Source organism: Dokdonella sp. (genome assembly GCF_019634845.1).
GTDB lineage: Bacteria > Pseudomonadota > Gammaproteobacteria > Xanthomonadales > Rhodanobacteraceae > Dokdonella_A.
In genome coordinates this window covers 12795-29086 of the sequence record NZ_JAHCAQ010000024.1, presented here as the reverse complement: position 1 = coordinate 29086, position 16292 = coordinate 12795, and the positions used below count along the sequence as shown (strand labels likewise).

19 protein-coding genes and 1 tRNA gene are annotated in these 16292 nt (G+C 69.5%); 12 read left to right on the top strand and 8 right to left on the bottom strand.

The features are described from left to right. Positions 1-100: 100 nt before the first annotated feature. The 6 genes from KF903_RS14015 to KF903_RS13990 are packed head-to-tail and all read left to right on the top strand — an operon-like array spanning position 101 to position 4754. Entirely contained in the window at positions 101-406 is a 306-nt protein-coding gene (locus KF903_RS14015; protein ID WP_291216105.1) for a hypothetical protein, read from the top strand. A gap of 3 nt (positions 407-409) precedes the next feature. Further along, complete coding sequence (locus tag KF903_RS14010) at positions 410-2185, top strand: hypothetical protein (protein ID WP_291216103.1); 1776 nt, start codon at positions 410-412, stop codon at positions 2183-2185. Positions 2186-2195: 10 nt separating this feature from the next. Beyond that, the gene (locus KF903_RS14005; protein WP_291216100.1) at positions 2196-2486 is read left to right on the top strand and encodes a hypothetical protein; all 291 of its coding nucleotides are present in this window, start codon (positions 2196-2198) and stop codon (positions 2484-2486) included. 52 nt (positions 2487-2538) lie between these two features. After that, positions 2539-2826, top strand: a complete 288-nt coding sequence (locus KF903_RS14000) for a hypothetical protein (RefSeq protein WP_291216097.1) — start codon at positions 2539-2541, stop codon at positions 2824-2826. A 4-nt stretch (positions 2827-2830) separates the two neighbouring features. Continuing rightward, positions 2831-3553, top strand: coding sequence for a hypothetical protein (locus KF903_RS13995; RefSeq protein ID WP_291216095.1), 723 nt, complete (start codon positions 2831-2833; stop codon positions 3551-3553). Next, positions 3525-4754: an IS4 family transposase gene (locus KF903_RS13990; protein WP_291216092.1), complete on the top strand. Its 1230-nt coding sequence runs from the start codon at positions 3525-3527 to the stop codon at positions 4752-4754. The genes KF903_RS13995 and KF903_RS13990 overlap by 29 nt, the downstream gene beginning before the upstream one ends. A gap of 5 nt (positions 4755-4759) precedes the next feature. On the opposite strand, the gene maoP is transcribed toward KF903_RS13990, so the two are convergent. From maoP to KF903_RS13960, 6 genes are all read right to left on the bottom strand, one after another. Further along, positions 4760-5188: a DUF413 domain-containing protein gene (gene maoP, locus KF903_RS13985; protein WP_291216089.1), complete on the bottom strand. Its 429-nt coding sequence runs from the start codon at positions 5186-5188 to the stop codon at positions 4760-4762. 56 nt (positions 5189-5244) lie between these two features. Then, on the bottom strand, positions 5245-5508 hold the full coding sequence (locus tag KF903_RS13980; RefSeq protein ID WP_291216086.1) for a hypothetical protein: 264 nt from the start codon (positions 5506-5508) through the stop codon (positions 5245-5247). A 371-nt stretch (positions 5509-5879) separates the two neighbouring features. Beyond that, positions 5880-6314 carry an NUDIX domain-containing protein gene (locus tag KF903_RS13975; protein WP_291216083.1) on the bottom strand — a complete coding sequence of 145 codons (435 nt, stop codon included), beginning with the start codon at positions 6312-6314 and terminating at the stop codon, positions 5880-5882. After that, positions 6311-9067: a C25 family cysteine peptidase gene (locus KF903_RS13970; RefSeq protein WP_291216080.1), complete on the bottom strand. Its 2757-nt coding sequence runs from the start codon at positions 9065-9067 to the stop codon at positions 6311-6313. Before KF903_RS13970 ends, KF903_RS13975 begins: the two co-directional genes overlap by 4 nt. Before the next feature lie 97 nt (positions 9068-9164). After that, positions 9165-9932, bottom strand: coding sequence for a M90 family metallopeptidase (locus KF903_RS13965; RefSeq protein WP_291216078.1), 768 nt, complete (start codon positions 9930-9932; stop codon positions 9165-9167). A gap of 36 nt (positions 9933-9968) precedes the next feature. Next, the gene (locus KF903_RS13960; RefSeq protein ID WP_291216076.1) at positions 9969-10316 is read right to left on the bottom strand and encodes a hypothetical protein; all 348 of its coding nucleotides are present in this window, start codon (positions 10314-10316) and stop codon (positions 9969-9971) included. Positions 10317-10571: 255 nt separating this feature from the next. Here KF903_RS13960 and KF903_RS13955 point away from each other — a divergent pair, with 255 nt between their 5' ends. The 4 genes from KF903_RS13955 to KF903_RS13940 all read left to right on the top strand — a co-directional run bounded on the left by KF903_RS13955 (position 10572) and on the right by KF903_RS13940 (position 13171). Next, on the top strand, positions 10572-11567 hold the full coding sequence (locus KF903_RS13955; protein ID WP_291216074.1) for a biotin--[acetyl-CoA-carboxylase] ligase: 996 nt from the start codon (positions 10572-10574) through the stop codon (positions 11565-11567). Continuing rightward, positions 11564-12310 (top strand): type III pantothenate kinase, encoded by a 747-nt coding sequence (locus KF903_RS13950; RefSeq protein WP_291216071.1) that lies wholly within the window; start codon positions 11564-11566, stop codon positions 12308-12310. Before KF903_RS13955 ends, KF903_RS13950 begins: the two co-directional genes overlap by 4 nt. A gap of 75 nt (positions 12311-12385) precedes the next feature. Then, a complete protein-coding gene (locus KF903_RS13945) occupies positions 12386-13066 on the top strand; it encodes an SPOR domain-containing protein (RefSeq protein WP_291216069.1) in 681 nt (226 codons plus the stop codon). A 32-nt stretch (positions 13067-13098) separates the two neighbouring features. After that, positions 13099-13171 (top strand) — tRNA-Thr (locus KF903_RS13940). 178 nt (positions 13172-13349) lie between these two features. Here the strand turns inward: KF903_RS13940 and dinB are convergent. Further along, complete coding sequence (gene dinB, locus KF903_RS13935; protein WP_291216066.1) at positions 13350-14438, bottom strand: DNA polymerase IV; 1089 nt, start codon at positions 14436-14438, stop codon at positions 13350-13352. Between the two features lie 139 nt (positions 14439-14577). On the opposite strand from dinB, the gene KF903_RS13930 reads away from it, so the two are divergent. Together KF903_RS13930 and KF903_RS13925 are read left to right on the top strand one after the other, a co-directional pair. Next, a complete protein-coding gene (locus tag KF903_RS13930; RefSeq protein ID WP_291216063.1) occupies positions 14578-15084 on the top strand; it encodes a DUF4124 domain-containing protein in 507 nt (168 codons plus the stop codon). A gap of 70 nt (positions 15085-15154) precedes the next feature. After that, positions 15155-15886, top strand: coding sequence for a hypothetical protein (locus KF903_RS13925; RefSeq protein ID WP_291216061.1), 732 nt, complete (start codon positions 15155-15157; stop codon positions 15884-15886). A 92-nt stretch (positions 15887-15978) separates the two neighbouring features. Here the strand turns inward: KF903_RS13925 and KF903_RS13920 are convergent, their stop codons facing one another. Continuing rightward, complete coding sequence (locus tag KF903_RS13920; RefSeq protein WP_291216058.1) at positions 15979-16218, bottom strand: hypothetical protein; 240 nt, start codon at positions 16216-16218, stop codon at positions 15979-15981. Between the last annotated feature and the right edge of the window lie 74 nt (positions 16219-16292).

Sequence of the window (16292 nt, the reverse complement as noted above, 5' to 3'; positions counted from 1 at the left end):
GAGGTGGTGGACGAGGAAGTGGCCGGCCGCATCGAGCAGAACGGCGCGCTCGCGGCCGAGTGGGCGCGCGTGCTGGTCGACGAGCTTGGGGAGTAAGCCGATGACGACGCAAGCACGGGCGCAGATGCCCTCCTTGGCACGCGCCTATGGGCGCTGGAGCGCGCGGCTGAACGATCGCCTGCCGCCGGCGGTGCAGCAGCTGTTGCGGCTGGCGTACTTCTCCGGCGCGGCCGAGTTGGTGACGGCGCTCAACGAATACAGCTTCGGCGGTGCCGATGCGGCGGGTGATCCGCTGCAGGCTCTGGACATCCTGGATCGCGCGGTCGAAGCGCAGGAGAGCTTCATGAGCGAGTTCGCGGTGGAGCGTGTGCTCGCGACGGCAAAGTTTGCGCGGCGGGAGGGCTGAGCGATGCACCTGGGTGAGCTGGCCGAGCTGGACACCCTGCGCGGGATTGCCGCGCGCCTGGGCGCGGCCGGGCACGGCCAGCGCGGGGCGATCGCGAGCGAGGGAGCGCGGCTGCTCGGCGTGAGCGTGCAGACCCTGTACAACCGGCTGCGGGCGGTGGGTTTTGCGAGCGGCCGCAAGCTGCGGGCAGACCGCGGCGATACGCGGCTGAGCGACGAGGCGGTCATGGCGGTGGCGGCGCAGTTGCAGGCCTCGCGCCGCGCGACGGGGAAGGGCTTGCTGCCGGTGATCGATGCGATCGACATGGCGCTTAGCAACGGCCTGCTCGATGCGCGGGTGAGCGCGACGACGATGCTGCGGGTGATGCGCCGCAAGGGCTGCCACCCGGCGCAACTGGCGCAGCCCGCGCCGCACGTGCAGATGCGCTCGCTGCACCCCAATCACGTGTGGCAACTGGATGCGTCGCTGTGCGTGCTGTACTACCTGCATAACGGCCGCGCGCGGGTGATGGACGAGCGCAAGTTCAACGCGCGCAAGCCGCGCGATCTGGCGCGCATCGACAACCGCCGCGTGCTGCGCTACGCGCTGACGGATCACTTTTCTGGCACCGTGACGGCGCGGTACTACAACGTCTCGGGCGAGGACCAGCGCACGCTGTTCGAGTTCCTCATGTTCGCGATGCAGCGCATGGAGGGGCGCGTGATGCACGGCGTGCCGTTCATGCTGGTGTGGGACGCGGGCAGCGCGAACCAGAGCCACGCGATCGGCAACCTCCTCACCAACCTTGGCGTGCGGCACTGGGCGCACATCCCGGGCAACCCGCGCGCGAAGGGTCAGGTGGAGGGCATCCACAACGTCATCGAGCGCAAGTTCGAGGGGCGCCTGACGTTCAAGTCGATCGACAGCATCGAGTTCCTCAACGCCAAGCTCGACCTGTGGACCGCGGCGTTCAACGCGGGCGCGCAGCACCGGCGCACCGGCCACACGCGCAACGCGGTGTGGCAGACGATCCGCGCCGATCAACTTCGGCTGTGCCCGCCGGTGGCGACCTGCGCACTGCTCATGCACAGCAAGCCCGAGCCACGCACGGTGGCCGGCAACCTCACGGTGAGCTACAAGCCGCGCGGCCACGAGCGCGCCGACTACTCGGTGGCGAACGTGCCGGGCGTGCGGGTGGGCGACCGCGTGATGGTGACGGTGAATCCGTATCGCGCGCCGGCGGTGTTCGTGATCGTGAAGGACGAGCACGGCACGGAGCGGCATGTGGAGTGCGACCCGATCGCCACGACGGCGGGCGGCTTCTTCGCACACAGCCCGGTGGTCGGCGAACGCTACGCGGCGGCCGCCGACACCGACGTGGACACGGCGCGGCGCGATGCCAACGAGCTGGCATGGGGCGAGCGTGACACGCTCAAGGCGCTGGCGGCCAAGACCCGCGGTGCCGTTGCGTTCGATGGCCAGATCGACCCGTTCAAGGATCTCGAGGAGGCCGTGCGCAACGCGCCCAGCTTCATGGTGCGGCCCGGCACGCAACTGCACCTGCCCAACGAGGCGCAGGTCGAGCTGCGGCCTATGGGCCTGGTCGAGGTGCTGCAGGAGCTGCGTTCGCGGTTGGGCCGCGCCCTTGGCCAGCACGAACGCGAGGCGGTGCAGGCGTGGTTCCCGGACGGGGTCGCGCCGGAAGAAATGGATGCGCTGGTCGAGCGCGTGCAGCAGCTATCCGCAGCCGGCGCGCCGCCGGCGTTCATCGAACCGCCGCGCCTGGTCGCGGTGAAGTGAGGGTTTGCCCATGCGTGCCACCGTGTCCGCCTTCGAGCCGAACATCCTGCGCGACGCCAAGCGCGGCGACGTGTTCCTCGTCCACGCCCCCGGCCTTGGAGAGTCAGTCGTGGCGCTGACCGACCGCGACGCGGCATCCGACGAGCGGCGCTGGGTCGTTGTCATCGCGAGCCGAGTCGCACCCGGCGACATCGACCACTTGCCGCCAGGCACCTTGCTGCCGGTGCACCAAGACGTGCCGATCACCTTGCTCGAACTGGTGGAGCCGATTGCGCTGCGCCAGCGCGTGCCTACCGGCTGAGCAGCGCGCCGCCGAGTCGCTGCATTCCACCCGCCCCCAAGGAGAGTGCCCCATGCAAACCCGCTTCAACGTCGTACCGATCCGTCCGTGTGGCGCCTCGCGCCAGGTGCAGCACGTAGCCGCCGGCCAGTTGTTCACGGTGCCGGACAAGCCCGATCGGGTGTTCGCGCGCTTGTCGCATGCGCAGATGGACGTGGCCGACAGCCAGAAGGTGTGGTGCGTCGTGATCTGCGCCAAGCCGAGTACCGGAGAGTTGACCGGCGCGCTGTGCAGCTTCGCGCGCGAGACGGTGATCGAGTACGTCGACCAGGTGGCGCCGGTGCGCCTGGCGAGGCGCTGAGCGCATGTACAGCCATCGCCCCCTTACGAGCGGCGCGAGCGTGGCGCCGTACCGGCTGCGCGCGCTGCTGTACCAGCACGGCATCCAGCAGAAGGACTTGTGCGCGCGGCTGCGCTTTGCCGATGGCACGGCGATGTCGAAGACCACGCTATCGACGCTGCTCGCGCGCCGCGAGTGGCCCAGGACGATGCAGCGCGCCCACATCGAGGACGTGGTCGCCCAACTGCTGCGCGAGCGCGGCGTGACGGATGCCGACATCAAGACGGCCTGGGCCGTCGACGGCGAAGTCGACGCCCAGGCCGCTCCTCGCGGCAACCAGACCAGCGTGCGGACGAACGCCAATTCAACCCCGCACGAGGAACCACTACAGCCACCGGAGGCAGAAATGTTATCACCCGCCGCAAGGCAGCACTTCAACATCGCGCGCCACCCGTTCGTCGACGACGTGCAAGGGCCGCAGGACGTGTATCTGTCGCGCGACCAGCGCTACATCCGCGAGAGCATGTATTACGCGGCCAAGCACGGCGGCTTCCTCGCCGTGGTGGGCGAGAGCGGCAGCGGCAAGACCACCCTGCGCAGGCAATGCTCCGAACTTAAGCCCAAACTGCTTGCACTTTCCAGCATGGTCCGGGATAATACACAACGTAACTTGTTGATTGGTAAGGATATGAACTCGAATACTCGATCCCGCATCGCTGTTGTCCGAGTTCGCTGCCACGCTGCATGATCCGGCGTCCATTGCGCCGTTCCGACTCGTTCCCACCGCCTTTACCCGCCAGCGCACGCTGACCGCGCCGCGCCTGCTCGTGATGATGATTTCGGGGGTCTGCTCCTCGGTGCAGGCGGCGCTGGATGACCTGTTCGCGCAGGTGAATGGCTCGCGTGTGCGCGTGCGCGCCTGCACGGATCGTGCGTTCGCCAAGGCACGTCGCGGCGTCTCCTGGGAGGTCTTCAATCACCTCAATCGCTCCCTGCTGCGCCTGGCGCAACCGTGGATCGACGCCCATCGCTGGCGCGGGCTGCGGGTGGTCGCGGCCGATGGCACGCGCCTGCGCGTGGCGACCCGGGAGGGTGCCCAACTGCAGGCCGATCACTATGCCTTTGCGTTGTACCTGCCCGGCGCCGAACTGACCCTGCACGCCGCGCTCGGCACTGCCGACGCGTCCGAGCGGCAAATGCTGTTCGAGGCCATCGAGCATACCGAACCGGACGACCTGCTCGTGCTCGACCGGGGCCTCACCGGCAACACCATGGTCGCTGCACTGGTGCAGAACGGTCGCCACTTCTGCCTGCGGGTGGACGCGAGCGGCTACGCCTGCGTGAAACGGTTTCTGCGCAGCGGCGAGGCCGAGCGCACCGTGACTCTTTGCGCGCCCAAGGCCGCCGATGCCGCCGCCTACGAGCTCAAGCGCGAGCCCACCCGGGTGCGCCTGATCCGCGACGTCACGCCGGCCGGCTCCGTGCGGGTGCTCATGACCTCCCTGCTCGATGGCCAGCGCTATCAAGCCACTGCCTTCGGTGCGCTCTATCATCGACGCTGGCGCGTGGAAGAGGCCTTCAAGCGCATCAAGCACCGCCTGCGCCTGGAGGCGGTCACCGGCCTCACCCATCTGGCCTTCCAGCAGGACTTTGCAGCCAAGATCCTCGCCGACAACCTGCACAGCCTGCTCAGCGAAGCCTGCACCACATCGCCCCTCGATGAAGACGATCCTGCGCCACGCAGCCATGTCAACCGTACCTATGCGTTCGGCGCGTTGCGGCCCATCCTCGCCGGCTGCCTCCTCGCCGTACGCGCCTGCAGGCGCGCCCTGCGCGCAGCGCTGGAGGCCATCGTGCAATCACGCTGCCGGATCCAGCCCGGCCGCAGCTATCCACGCAGATCGCGGACCAAACCGCACGTCTACTCGGCCTACAAAACGCACTGTTGAGGGTCTTAAGTTCGGAGCATTGCTATCAAGGGAGGTTGTTCTGGCACAGCAATATTGCTCATATCTCGTCTCTTCAAAGTCTCAGGGTGCCCTTGAAGAGCCAGCTTTTTGAAAATGCCGTGTACTTCTTGCAGGGTAAACTTGCCACCAACGTGGTACTCGCATTCCTTTGCAATTACATACATCAAATCTAACTGATGCTTTCTCCACAAGCGTTCTTCAAAAGTCTCCGCATGTTGGTGGCCGTTGCACATGCGCAAGAAGGCGTTTTGTGCTTCAGTTCTTGCTGGAATCTTTGAGTTCATCAGTGCTTTCAACCACGCGCCGTATTTCATCAAGAAGTTTCTTTCTTCGGACGTGTAATTATCTAGCGAAACTTTGGTGACGAAGTTCCGGTCCAAATAATCTCGATCTTGTTCCGTTGAGGTTGGCATTGCCGTGACCCATGTTTGTCGCTTGGATTATTGGTCATTAGTCAGAGCTAATGGGGTTAGTCTGTTTCATCTTCAACGTCAAATGGTGGATCTTCTTCCACCAGGTCTTCTGGGTTCGGCAATTTCCCCGAATACCTCGCCCAGCCGCTTGTGGTCTTGACCTGGACGTCATGGTGACGAGACAGCCCGTAGACGTACTCTGCATCTTGGGAAAATACATACGCCCAGCCGCCAATTGATTGTTTTGCGCTGCTTGGGTAGCGAACATTGGCATGTTCTGGCGATGCGTAAGTATCTTGATAGTCCATGTTCTTAAACATGCGGACTCCGTAGTGCTGGGGCGCGGCTAACTACAAATAGACCCCGAAACCGGAGCGTAACGCCGATGATCTGCGCGCGACGGCCGCAGGTCAAGCCTCTTTCCTACGGTAAATCAACATCTTGCGTCGTGTCCGCATCGTGTCTCTGCCTGAACGCGCCGTCGGTATGCGCCGCAAGTGAGGGCGTAACGGGTTACGCCTGCGAAAGCGTGGCTGTAACGGCAGTCCTGGTTTCGGCGCTGCCGAGGAGCTGTTGGGCGATGTTCCGCGGAATTCGCGGCTCATTCCGTGCGGGTTGCGGGTCGCGGCGGTCGTCGCCGACGTGGGCGGCCGTTCAGCGTGGCCTTGAGCGGTGACATGCCGACCGTCGCTCAGCGCAGGCCCGTCGCTGGCTGATTGGGACGGCTGCGCAGGTAGGCCGGCAGGATGTGGCGGGCGCTGAGCGGCGCGACCTCGACCGGGTAGGGCGGCTGCGGGTCGATCCAGCACAGCTGCTCGATCTCGGCTTGCGCGCGGGGCGTGCCGACGATGCCCACCGACCAGGCATCACCGCGCACGCGGCGCCCGGCTTCGTGCACGGCGTCGGCCTCGAACTCGCCCAGATGCCGCAGGCTCGCCGTGTCGAGCTCGACGCCGAGCTCCTCGGCGAGTTCGCGGCGCAGCGTGGCGAGCGCGTCCTCGCCGGCTTCGGGCTTGCCGCCGGGCTGGATGAAGATGCGCGAGCCGCGCTTGCGCACGAGCAGGACGCGGCCTTGCGCGTCGGCGATGACCGCGGCGACCGTGCGGATCGGCGGCGCGCCGTTCACTGCGGCGGGCTTGCGGGCGCCGGCTGCGCGGGCGGCGACGCGGACTTGCCGGCCGCGGGGCCATACTGCGCGGGCCCGTCGAAATCGAGGATCACGATCGTGTCCGGGCCGGCTACCGGCGGCTGGTAGGGCGGGCGCCGCCAGTCGTCCCACAGGTTGCGCAGGCGCACGGCGAGCGACTTGCCGGCGACGGTCCTGGGCCGCAGCGCGCGGCCAACCGCATCACGTCCGGTGCTGGGCGAGGCTGCATACACGCGCGCCTCGGCCACCCGGTCGACCAGCGGCGCCGGCACCGGCAGGCGGAAGCGCGTGGACTCGACGTGATAGTCGGCCTTGCCCAGGCGATTGCCGTTGCCATCGAGCCAGTCCACCGTGACGGTGCCGACGAAATGCGGCACGCGCAGGTCGACGAGTGCGCCCGGACTCCAACGTGCGGCGTCGAACATCACCGTGGCCTCGTCGCGCGGGCGCTCCAGCACCACGGCCGGGTCGCCGAGCAGGTTGTACATCTCGACGAGGGTGCGGTCGTTGGAGGCGCGCTTGGCGCGCACGATCGCTTCGCCGATCGTCGCGCCCGGCTGCAGCAGCTCGGAGATCACGGCCTTGCTGTAGTCAAGCGAGGGCGAATTGCGCCACGACGCGGCGAACACCGCGATCGCGCCCTTGCCGGGCTCGCGCAGGAAACGTTCGCCGATCGAGTCCTCGGTCGGGTTGTCGAATGGTGCCGAGTAGCAGGTCATCGACAGCACCATCGGCAGGCGCTCGCCATTGCCGAGCTTGCCGACGTCATCGAGCGTGAACAGGTCCTGGTTGTTGGTCAGGTCGGGCGGGCCGGTGCGCCAGATGTAGCGGCCGCCGTGGCCGATGAAATGCACGAGCAGGCGACCTTCGTCGATACCGTCGTGGATCGCGCGCTGGTGCTCGGCATTGGCGCTGAGCTCAGGCGTCGCATAGACCTTGTCGGCGACGAAGCCTTCGCCCGCGAGGGTTGCCGCGAGACGGTCCGAGGCGGCGTGGAAACTCTTGACCTCGTCGGCGATGAACATCACGTCACGCCGCCAGGCGCCCAGTTGCGGCTTGCTCAGGTAATCGATCGTCTTGGCGACGATCGCGGCGACTTCCTCGGGCTTGACCACGGGCAGGCGGCCGAGTGCGACCACCGGATGCCAGTCACCCGGCTCGACCGCCGCGTACCAGTTGTCGCTGGCCGATTGGCCTTCGGGCGAGGGGTATTGCCAGGTCGGGATCAGGTTGCGATCGGCGAGCTTGCTGGGCACTTCCGCGTAGGTGCCACCCGGCACCGCGCCGAAATGGCCCGGGAACAGCAGTTCGCGATCGGTCCACTTGGCGTAGGCGAGGTCGTTGTAGGTGTCGTGGCGGATGTCGAAGCTCGCATCGCCCACCAGCAGCACGAAGCGCACGCGTTTGGGCCAGCGATGGTAGGCCGCATCGACGAGGTTGCGGATCGCCTGCGGATGGCTGATGCCGTGGTTGTACTGGTCGTAGACGTCGTCGATGTCGAGGATCGCCACCGACAGGCCGCGCTGCTCGTGGAAGCGCGCCAGTGGCCGGATCGCCTCGATCAGGCGCGGATGGCTCACGATGAGATAGTCATAGCCCTGCGTCGGCGCCTGCCACGCATCGCCATGCACGGCGCGCAGCGAGGTCGGCCGCAGGAACCGGTCGCCCGGCAACGGGTAGAGCTCGGTGCCGGCCGCCGCGCCGGCATAGGCGAAGCGGCCGCCGCCGAGTGCATGTCCGCTGCGGCGCAGGCCGTCGCTGCCATACAGCGCCGGCGCGACGGCCTCGCCCGAGCGCAACTGCAGTGCGCTGTCGGCCTGACGCGGCAGCAGCGGCAGGCGCGTCGCGTCGACATCGCCGGTGAGCGGATAGTCGGCCTCGAGCCAGTTGAACATCACGACGTCGACGAGTTCGCTGCGCGGATCGGCGTTGGCCGTGCGCTTGGGTACCTGCATCACGAGCACGTTGCCGGTGGGCTTGAGCCAGCCAGCCGCCACCGCGAGTTCCTCGACCGTCTCGGCGCGGCCATGCCAGCGGCGCGGCTCGAGCTCGTGGCCGTTGAGGCTGAGCTTGAGCACGTGGTCCCAGGGCTTGTCGTCGCGCTGCTGCGCGGCGGCGATCTGCGACAGGCCGCGCAGGTTGAGACGCAGCGTGACCTCACCCGCGCGCGGATCGAGATCGGGCAGGTCGAAGTCGATCGTGACGGGACTGGGATCGACCTGGGTCAGCTTGGCCCACATCCATACGTCGGGTTCCTCGCCTGGCTGCTGCTGCTCCTGGTCGAGGCGGATCATGAGGTTGTCCTGCTCCAGATGCAGGCGCCGCCGCGCCCCACCGCTGGCACTGGCCGGCGCGGGCGCCTCGCGCAGGCGCGCGTGCGGCCCCGGCTCGGCGCCGAGCAGGTAGACGTTGTGCACGGCGTAGGGATCGAACCACGACTCCGGCCCGTGCAATTGCTGGCCCAGCCATTCGATGCGGTCGCCGTCGGCGAAGCGCTCGCCGTGCGCCAGCACGCGCAGCGGCACTTCGCTGCCGCGCCAGCGCAGCACGAGCTCGTCGGCACGACAGTCGGCCAGCCCCGGCTGCGCGGCGATGATCGCGGCATGGTCGAGCGCATACACGCCGCTCTGTTCGAGTTCGATGTGCAGGCGCCCTTCGCAGGCAAGCAGCGGCAGCGGCAGGGCAAGCGATGCGAGCGCAACCGCGCGCAGGACGGACAATGGTGAGGACATCGGCATGGATGGGCCGCGCGGCGCAGGCGGGCGCGGCGAATAGCTCGGGAGCGGCAAGGCTAGCCGGCGCGCCAAGGCCCCGCAACCACGCACGCAGTCAACCTGCTGCCGGCTTGGGGCCGTAGTAGCGCGCAAGCAGCGCCGCCACCGCCGGCGCCGCACGCTGCAGCAGCGCCGGGTCGGAGAAGTGCAATTCGCTCACCACCGCAAAGTACTCATCGGCACTTTCCGCGGCGTAGGGGTCGATCAGCGTGCGTCGCCCGCGCTCGACCGCCGCGCACAGCGCGTCGTAGGCGGCCTGCATCGTGTCTATCCATTCGCGACGGGCGAGCCCGGCCGGCAGCCGCGGCACGCCGTCGGCCGGGCCGGTGAGCATGTCGAGCTTGTGCGCGATCTCGTGCACGACCACGTTGAAGCCATCGAAGGGATGGGCCAGATCGGTGGCGATGTCGGCCCACGACAGGATCAGCGGGCCGCGCTCCCAGGCTTCGCCGATGAGTTCGTCGTCGCCTTCGGTGACGACCCCCGAGGCGTCGTCGTGGTACTCGCGCCGCACGCGGAACTCGCCCGGGTAGACGATGACCTCGCGCCAGCCGTCGAGCCAGCGTCCATCCAGGTGCAGCACGGGCAGGCTCGCCAGCGCCGCGATGGTCAGCGTCTGCGTGGTGTCGAGCGTGTGGCCGCCGGCCGTGCTGAAGCGCTTGCGGGCAAGAAAGCGCGCGGCGAGCTCGCGCAGGCGCGCCCGCTCGGCGTCGTCCAGACGTGCGAACAGCGGCGAGGAATCGAGCAGTGCCTGCCAAGCGAGGGGCTCGATCCGCAGTGCCGGCTCGCGCGCCATCCACCAGCGGCGCAAGGCCCCGATCATGCCCGCATCGGCAGCACGAGCGGCAGTGCCACGCGCCTACTTGATCGCGCCGGGGACCAGCGACTGCCAGCGATAGGTGGGTCGATGCGGTGCGCTGACCGCCTGCGTGCCGGCACCACCGGATGGCGAGGCCGTACGCGCCGTACTGGCGGCGGTGGCATCCTCGCCACCGGACGGGTTGGCGACGGTCGCCGGCGGCGCGGCATCGGTGGACTCGTCGCAGTTCGTCGTGCCGACCGCACGGCTGGTCGCATCGCTGCCGGGGAAGTCCACCGCTGTCGGCAGCGCGGCCACGACATTGGCCAGCATCGACTGCTGGGCCGAGGCACCGGCACTGGCCACACCGCCAGCGCCCAGGATGAGGGCGACGATCAAGCGTTTCATGGAAGGACTCCTGGCACTGCGCCGAGGAAGCGCCCATGCTCGCACGAGTGGCGGCCGGGCTCCATCGGCATCGTGTAAAGAACTGCATGCGGCGTGCCAACCGGCCGCGCGGCCTTGCAAGGGCCTTGCCAGGCGCCTGCGGCGGCCATCGCCCCTGTCCGCTGACCGCTGGCGGACAGCCGGCGGACACTCGCGCCGGCCACCTCGCGCCGGCGGCCACGTACACTGCCGGCCTCCTGCCGCAACCTGCCTGCCGTGACCACGACCGCGATCCACACCGAGACGCCGCCGCTGCGTGAGCTGCTGGCCGAACTCGGCCGCGCGCCGGCGGTATCGGGCAGCGCGCTGGCTGCGCGCCTGGGTGTGAGCCGCGCCGCCGTGTGGAAGCAGATCGAGCGGCTGCGTGCCGCCGGCCTCGTCATCGAGGCGGCGGCCGGCAGCGGCTACGCGCTGGCGGACGCGGTCGAACTGCTCGATGCGCGGAGCATCGCCGCCGCGCTGCCGGCGCCGCTGCGGCGGCGCCTCGGCGCCTTGCAGGTGCATTGGCAGCTCGATTCCACCAACAGCCATCTGCTGCGCCAGGCCAACGCACTGGCCGACCGCAGCCTGTGCCTGGCCGAACTGCAGAGCGCGGGCCGCGGCCGGCGTGGCCGCAGTTGGCAGATGCCGCTCGGCGGCGGTCTGGCGCTGTCGCTGTATCGGCGTTTCGACGCGGCGCTGGCGAGTCTGGCCGGCCTCAGCCTCGTCGCTGGCCTTGCCGCCGTGCAGGCGCTCGCCGCCTGCGGCGTGACCGGGGTCGGTCTCAAATGGCCCAACGACCTCGTCGCGCACGGCGCCAAGCTCGGCGGCATCCTCGTCGAACTCGGCGGCGAGGCGCTGGGTCCCTGCCACGCCGTGATCGGAATCGGCATCAACCTGCGCCTGGGCGCGGCCGCGGCGCAGATCGGACAGGCCGCGACCGACGTCGCCGCGCTGGGCGCGCTGCCCTCGCGCAACCTGCTCGCGGCGCGGCTCATCGCCGCGCTCGAGGCGGCGCTCGATGAATTCGCCCGCGACGGTTTCGCGGCCTTCGCGCCGCGCTACGCCGCGCTCGACGTGCTGCGCGGCCAGCCAGTCGAGGTGTTGCGTGCCGGCGGCAGCGAACCTGGCATCGCACGCGGCATCGACGCACGCGGCGCGTTGCGCGTGGCCTTCGCCAGCGGCGAGCGCGCGATCGACAGCGGCGAAGTCAGCATCCGGGGCGCGCGATGAAACTGCTGGTCGATGTCGGCAATTCGCGGCTCAAGTGGGCGCGCCTGGGCGCCACCGGCCCGCTCGCGCCGGGCGGCGTGTTCGCGCATGCGCAGGTGGCGCTGGGTGACGCGCTCGCACGCGAGTGGCGCGACCTCGCCGACATCGAGGCCGTGCATGTCGCCAGCGTGGTCGAGCCGGCGCGCGAAGACGAGCTTGCCGCCATCGTGCGCGAGCGTTTCGGCCTGGGCGCGCAGTTCGCGCGCAGCCCGGCCGCGGCGCTGGGCGTGCGCAATGCCTACGCGCAGCCGGCACGGCTTGGCGTGGACCGGTTCCTGGCGATGGTCGCCGCGCAGGCCGCGGCGCCGCGCCTGCAGGTGCTGGCCAGCGTCGGTACGGCGCTCACGATCGATGCCCTGGCCGCCGACGGCGAACATCTGGGCGGCCTCATCGTGCCCAGCCCGCTGCTGATGCGCCGTGCGGTCATCGCGGCCACCGCGCGCGTCGAACTGCGCGCGGAGGGCCGCTACCGCGACTGGCCGGCCTCGACCGACGATGGCGTCTACAGTGGTGCGCTGCAGGCCGCGGCCGGTGCGATCGAGCGCTTCCGCGCGGCGCTGGCCAAGCGCTGCGGCGCGCCGGCGGCGCTGTTGCTCGGCGGCGGCGGCAGCGATGAACTGGCGCCACTGCTGCCCGCTGCGCAGCGCGTGCACGACCTCGTGCTGCAGGGCCTCGCCCACTGGGCGCGCTCCGCGCCGGCCTGAGCTGCGCCGATTCGCCGGCCGCATGCGGCAGCGGGTGAGGCCACGCTGCTAGACTCGCCGTTCGGCTCGCCCCGCATGCTTTCGAGTTCCATGGTTGCCCGCATCCTGTTCCTGCTGCTGCTCGCGCTCAACATCGGCGCCGCTGCCTGGCTGCTGTTCGCCCCCACTCCGGAGGCGCGCGCGCCGCGGCTGACCGATCCGGGCGTGCCGATGCTGCAACTGCTGTCCGAGCGCGATGCGGCGATCGCGCACCCCGAGCTCGACAGCGTGCCCGAGAGCGAAGCGGACCTCGCCAACGACGTATGCCGCACGCTCGGTCCGTTCCGCACCCAGGCCGATGCGCGCGCGGCCGCCACCGCGCTGCGGCCGCTGGTCAAGCGCAGCCGCACGCGCGAGACGCAGCAGACCCAGACGCGCGGCTACTGGGTCTATTTCGCCGCCGCACCGAGCCGCGAACAGGCGCTGGCCAGCGCGCGCCAGCTTGCCGAGCGCAAGGTGCGTGACTACTACGTGATCACCGCCGGCGAACAGCAGAACATGATCTCGCTGGGCCTGTTTCGCGACCAGGGCAATGCCGAACGGCGCCGCGCCGAACTGGTCGCGCTCGGTTTCGAGCCGAAAATCGCCACCCGCAGCGAGGACCTGCCGCTGTACTGGATCGACTTCGCCCTCGTCGGCAGCGAGCTACCGGCCGACTTCGCCGTCAGCGTGCCGATGCCGACCGGAACCGGCGTGACGCCGGCCACCTGCTTTTGATCGCCGCCCGTGCCGGCTACACTGCGCGCCGCGCCGCTTTAGCTCAGTTGGTAGAGCAACCGCCTTGTAAGCGGTAGGTCATCTGTTCGAGTCAGATAAGCGGCATACCCCTTCGACGCGCGCAGCGTGCGGGCGTGTGACCGGCTCCGCGATTGATCCGGATCGGTAGCGGCACGCGCACGCGCTTGCACGGCGCCTGCAGGTCGGCAGGCCCGAGCAGCGCGGCCGGGGCCGCGCCATGCCGAGGCGTGGCGCCGCGCCGATGCCGGTGTGCGGCGCACGCTCATGCGTCGGCCAGTGCCCAATCGCGCAGGTCGAACAAGCCGGCCTGGGCTGGCGTGTCGTCGCGATCGACGAAATTGCCCAGTCCCACGCCCACCAGCCGGTACAGCGTGGTCGCCGGCAGCGCCACGCGCTCACGCAGCTGCAGTGCGATCCGGGTGAGTTCGGCCGCCGATGCCGGCGGCTGTTCGGGCGTATGGCTGCGCGTGAGGAGGCGGAACTCGCGCGTCTTGAGCTTGAGCACCACGGTGCGTGCGATGCGCTGCGTGCGGCGGCTCGCGTGCCAGGTGCGCTGGGCGAGGTCGCCGATGGTGGCGGTGGTGGCGGCCAGCGGCACGTCGCTCGTGAACGTGTCCTCGCACGAGATCGATTGCGTGGGCCGGTCGGGGCGCACCTCGCCGTGGTCGATGCCGTGGGCAAGCTCATGCAGACGCCGCCCATGGCGGCCGAAGCGTGCTTCGAGCGCATGCACCTCGCAGGCGCGCAACTCACCGACCGTGCGGATGCCGAGTGCGGCGAGTCTGCCGTCCATGACCTTGCCCACGCCGTGGATGCGCGCCACCGGCAGCGGGGCGAGGAAGTCGAGCACCTGTTCGGGCCTGATCACGAACAACCCGTCGGGCTTGCGCCAATCGGAGGCGATCTTGGCCAGGAACTTGGCTGGCGCCACGCCCGCCGACGCGGTGAGCCCGGTCTCGGCGCGGATCTGCGCGCGGATCGCGCGGGCGATCGCGGTGGCGCTGCCGAGTGCCGACCGCGGCTCGGTCACGTCGAGATAGGCCTCGTCGAGCGACAGCGGTTCGACCAGATCGGTGTGGCGCAGCATGATCGCGCGGATCTGACGCGACACGGCTTGGTAGCGCGTGAAGTCGGGCGGCACGAACACCGCGTCGGGGCACAGGCGCTCGGCGCGCGCGGCCGGCATCGCCGAGCGCACGCCGTAGCGGCGGGCCTCGTAGCTGGCCGCGCATACCACCGAACGCGCGCCGCGCCAGGCCACCACCACGGGCCGGCCGCGCAGCGACGGATCGTCGCGCTGCTCCACCGAGGCGTAGAACGCATCCATGTCGATGTGGATGAACTTGTGCATGGCGGCCCGGTCGGCGTCGCGGTGCGGCGGCGCACGCGACGATGCGCGATTTTCCTACACGTCGGCGCGGCGGCACAGGGCAGCGCGGCCCACGCCGCGCGGCGACAGTGCTGCTGAACCGCCACCCGGGAGCCCAACGATGCGACGTGCACGACGCTGGCCGATCTGTCTGATGCTGATGGCGTGCGCAGGTGCGGCACCTGCCGCGCGCGCGCAAACGGTGTATCGCTGCGCCGATCGCAGCGGCGCGCTCGCCTACCAGGATCGGCCCTGCAGCGCCGACCAGCGCCAGTCCGAAGTCACGTTGGCGGCCGCGCCTGCCTACGTGCCATCGCCCGCCTACGCCGGCGCCACTGCGCCGACACTCGCGCGCCAGCGCCCGCCACCGCGCGCGCGGCCCGCGCGCGAGCCGCAGTCCTGGCAATGCCGCGCCGCCGACGGCGAGCTGTTCTACCGCCACGGGCGCTGTCCGGGTGCGATCCGCACCACGCCGGGCAGTGCGCCCATCGCGGTCACGGCGCGGCCGATCGCGCGCGGCGAAGCCTGCCGCCACATCGCGCGCGGTACGCACGGTGGACACGCGCGCGACGAGTCGGTGTCCACCTACGAGCGCAACCTCGGCCTCGATCCGTGCCGGCGCTGGTGAGCGGCCGTTGTTCGCGCCGGCGCGGCCAACGCGGTTAGGATGCTGTCTTGCCGATCCGTGGAGAGCGCCGATGTCCGCACCGACCCGCTGCCTGCTGGCCGTCACGCTCGTGCTGGCCGCCTGCTCGCCACCGCCGGCGGGCGCACCGGACGGCGCGGCGCCGGCAGCCGGCGCGGCAGCCGGCGCCGCCGCGACCGCGCAGCAGGACAAGGTGCTGGCCATGTACCGGCAGATGCTTGCCGCGCAGCAGTGGGAACTGGCCGCGCCGATCGGGCAGGAGATCGTTGCCAAGTATCCGGGCAGCAGCGCCGCCGCCGAGGTGCAGCAGACCTTGGCCGATGCCAGCGCCAAGGCCGAGGCCGAAGCCACGCGGCGCCGCCTGGCGGCGCTGTGGATCTACCAGTCGGGCAAGGAATCGGGCGCCGATCAGGTCACCGCCTCGATCTACAGCCGCGACCTGTCACCCGCCAACCGCGTTCGGCTGATCCTGCGTCGTCATGCCAAGTGGGGCCAGAGCGTGTATCTGTTCGGCAGTGGCAAGGGCTTCGTCTGCAAGGGCGTGTGCATGCTCGAGGCGAGCTTCGACGACAAGCCGGCCCGGTTGGCCGCGTTCCTGCCCGACACCGGCGAACCGGCCATCTTCATCAAGGACGACAAGGGTTTCATCGCCAGGCTCGAGCACACCGGCAACCTGACGATCAAGGTGACCGAGAAAGGCAAGCAAGCGCGCATGCTCACGTTCGAGGTCGGCGGTTACGACGCGGCCAAGTTCCCGCAGCTCGCGGTCGGCAGGAAACCGTAGCGATCGCCCGCGGCATCGGTGGCGGCGCCCGGCGCCACGCGCGGACGGCGGCGTTGGCGTACACGACCCGGCGCCGGACTGCGCGCCGGCGGTCAGATCGCGGCGCTGTCGCCGCTGGCGAGCTTCACGCCGGTGGCGACCACCTCGTAGTGGTGGTGCGACAGCACGCGCAATTCGCCGCCGTCGGCCAGACACACGCGTGCGATGCGTTCGATCCAGGCGTTGTCCTTGTGCGCCGGTTCGACATAGACATGCACCTCGTAATCGCGCCCGTCGCTGCCGTGGGCGTGAAAGATGTGCTTGAGCACGAGATTGACCGGACCGCTCGACACCTGCGCGCACTCCTGAACCCAGTCATTGTGCGGCGGCCGCGCGGAGATTGCACGACGGCGTACACTGCGCATCG

What these genes read in the sequence shown, in the direction of transcription:
- KF903_RS13970 (WP_291216080.1), bottom strand. Translation starts at nt 9,067, where the DNA reads ATGTCCTCACCATTGTCCGTCCTGCGCGCGGTTGCGCTCGCATCGCTT.
- dinB (WP_291216066.1), bottom strand. Translation starts at nt 14,438, where the DNA reads ATGCACAAGTTCATCCACATCGACATGGATGCGTTCTACGCCTCGGTG.
- KF903_RS13950 (WP_291216071.1), top strand. Translation starts at nt 11,564, where the DNA reads ATGAAACTGCTGGTCGATGTCGGCAATTCGCGGCTCAAGTGGGCGCGC.
- KF903_RS13980 (WP_291216086.1), bottom strand. Translation starts at nt 5,508, where the DNA reads ATGTTTAAGAACATGGACTATCAAGATACTTACGCATCGCCAGAACAT.
- KF903_RS13945 (WP_291216069.1), top strand. Translation starts at nt 12,386, where the DNA reads ATGCTTTCGAGTTCCATGGTTGCCCGCATCCTGTTCCTGCTGCTGCTC.
- KF903_RS14005 (WP_291216100.1), top strand. Translation starts at nt 2,196, where the DNA reads ATGCGTGCCACCGTGTCCGCCTTCGAGCCGAACATCCTGCGCGACGCC.
- maoP (WP_291216089.1), bottom strand. Translation starts at nt 5,188, where the DNA reads ATGCCAACCTCAACGGAACAAGATCGAGATTATTTGGACCGGAACTTC.
- KF903_RS14000 (WP_291216097.1), top strand. Translation starts at nt 2,539, where the DNA reads ATGCAAACCCGCTTCAACGTCGTACCGATCCGTCCGTGTGGCGCCTCG.
- KF903_RS13925 (WP_291216061.1), top strand. Translation starts at nt 15,155, where the DNA reads ATGTCCGCACCGACCCGCTGCCTGCTGGCCGTCACGCTCGTGCTGGCC.
- KF903_RS13965 (WP_291216078.1), bottom strand. Translation starts at nt 9,932, where the DNA reads ATGATCGGGGCCTTGCGCCGCTGGTGGATGGCGCGCGAGCCGGCACTG.
- KF903_RS14015 (WP_291216105.1), top strand. Translation starts at nt 101, where the DNA reads ATGACGACGCAAGCACGGGCGCAGATGCCCTCCTTGGCACGCGCCTAT.
- KF903_RS14010 (WP_291216103.1), top strand. Translation starts at nt 410, where the DNA reads ATGCACCTGGGTGAGCTGGCCGAGCTGGACACCCTGCGCGGGATTGCC.
- KF903_RS13995 (WP_291216095.1), top strand. Translation starts at nt 2,831, where the DNA reads ATGTACAGCCATCGCCCCCTTACGAGCGGCGCGAGCGTGGCGCCGTAC.
- KF903_RS13930 (WP_291216063.1), top strand. Translation starts at nt 14,578, where the DNA reads ATGCGACGTGCACGACGCTGGCCGATCTGTCTGATGCTGATGGCGTGC.
- KF903_RS13960 (WP_291216076.1), bottom strand. Translation starts at nt 10,316, where the DNA reads ATGAAACGCTTGATCGTCGCCCTCATCCTGGGCGCTGGCGGTGTGGCC.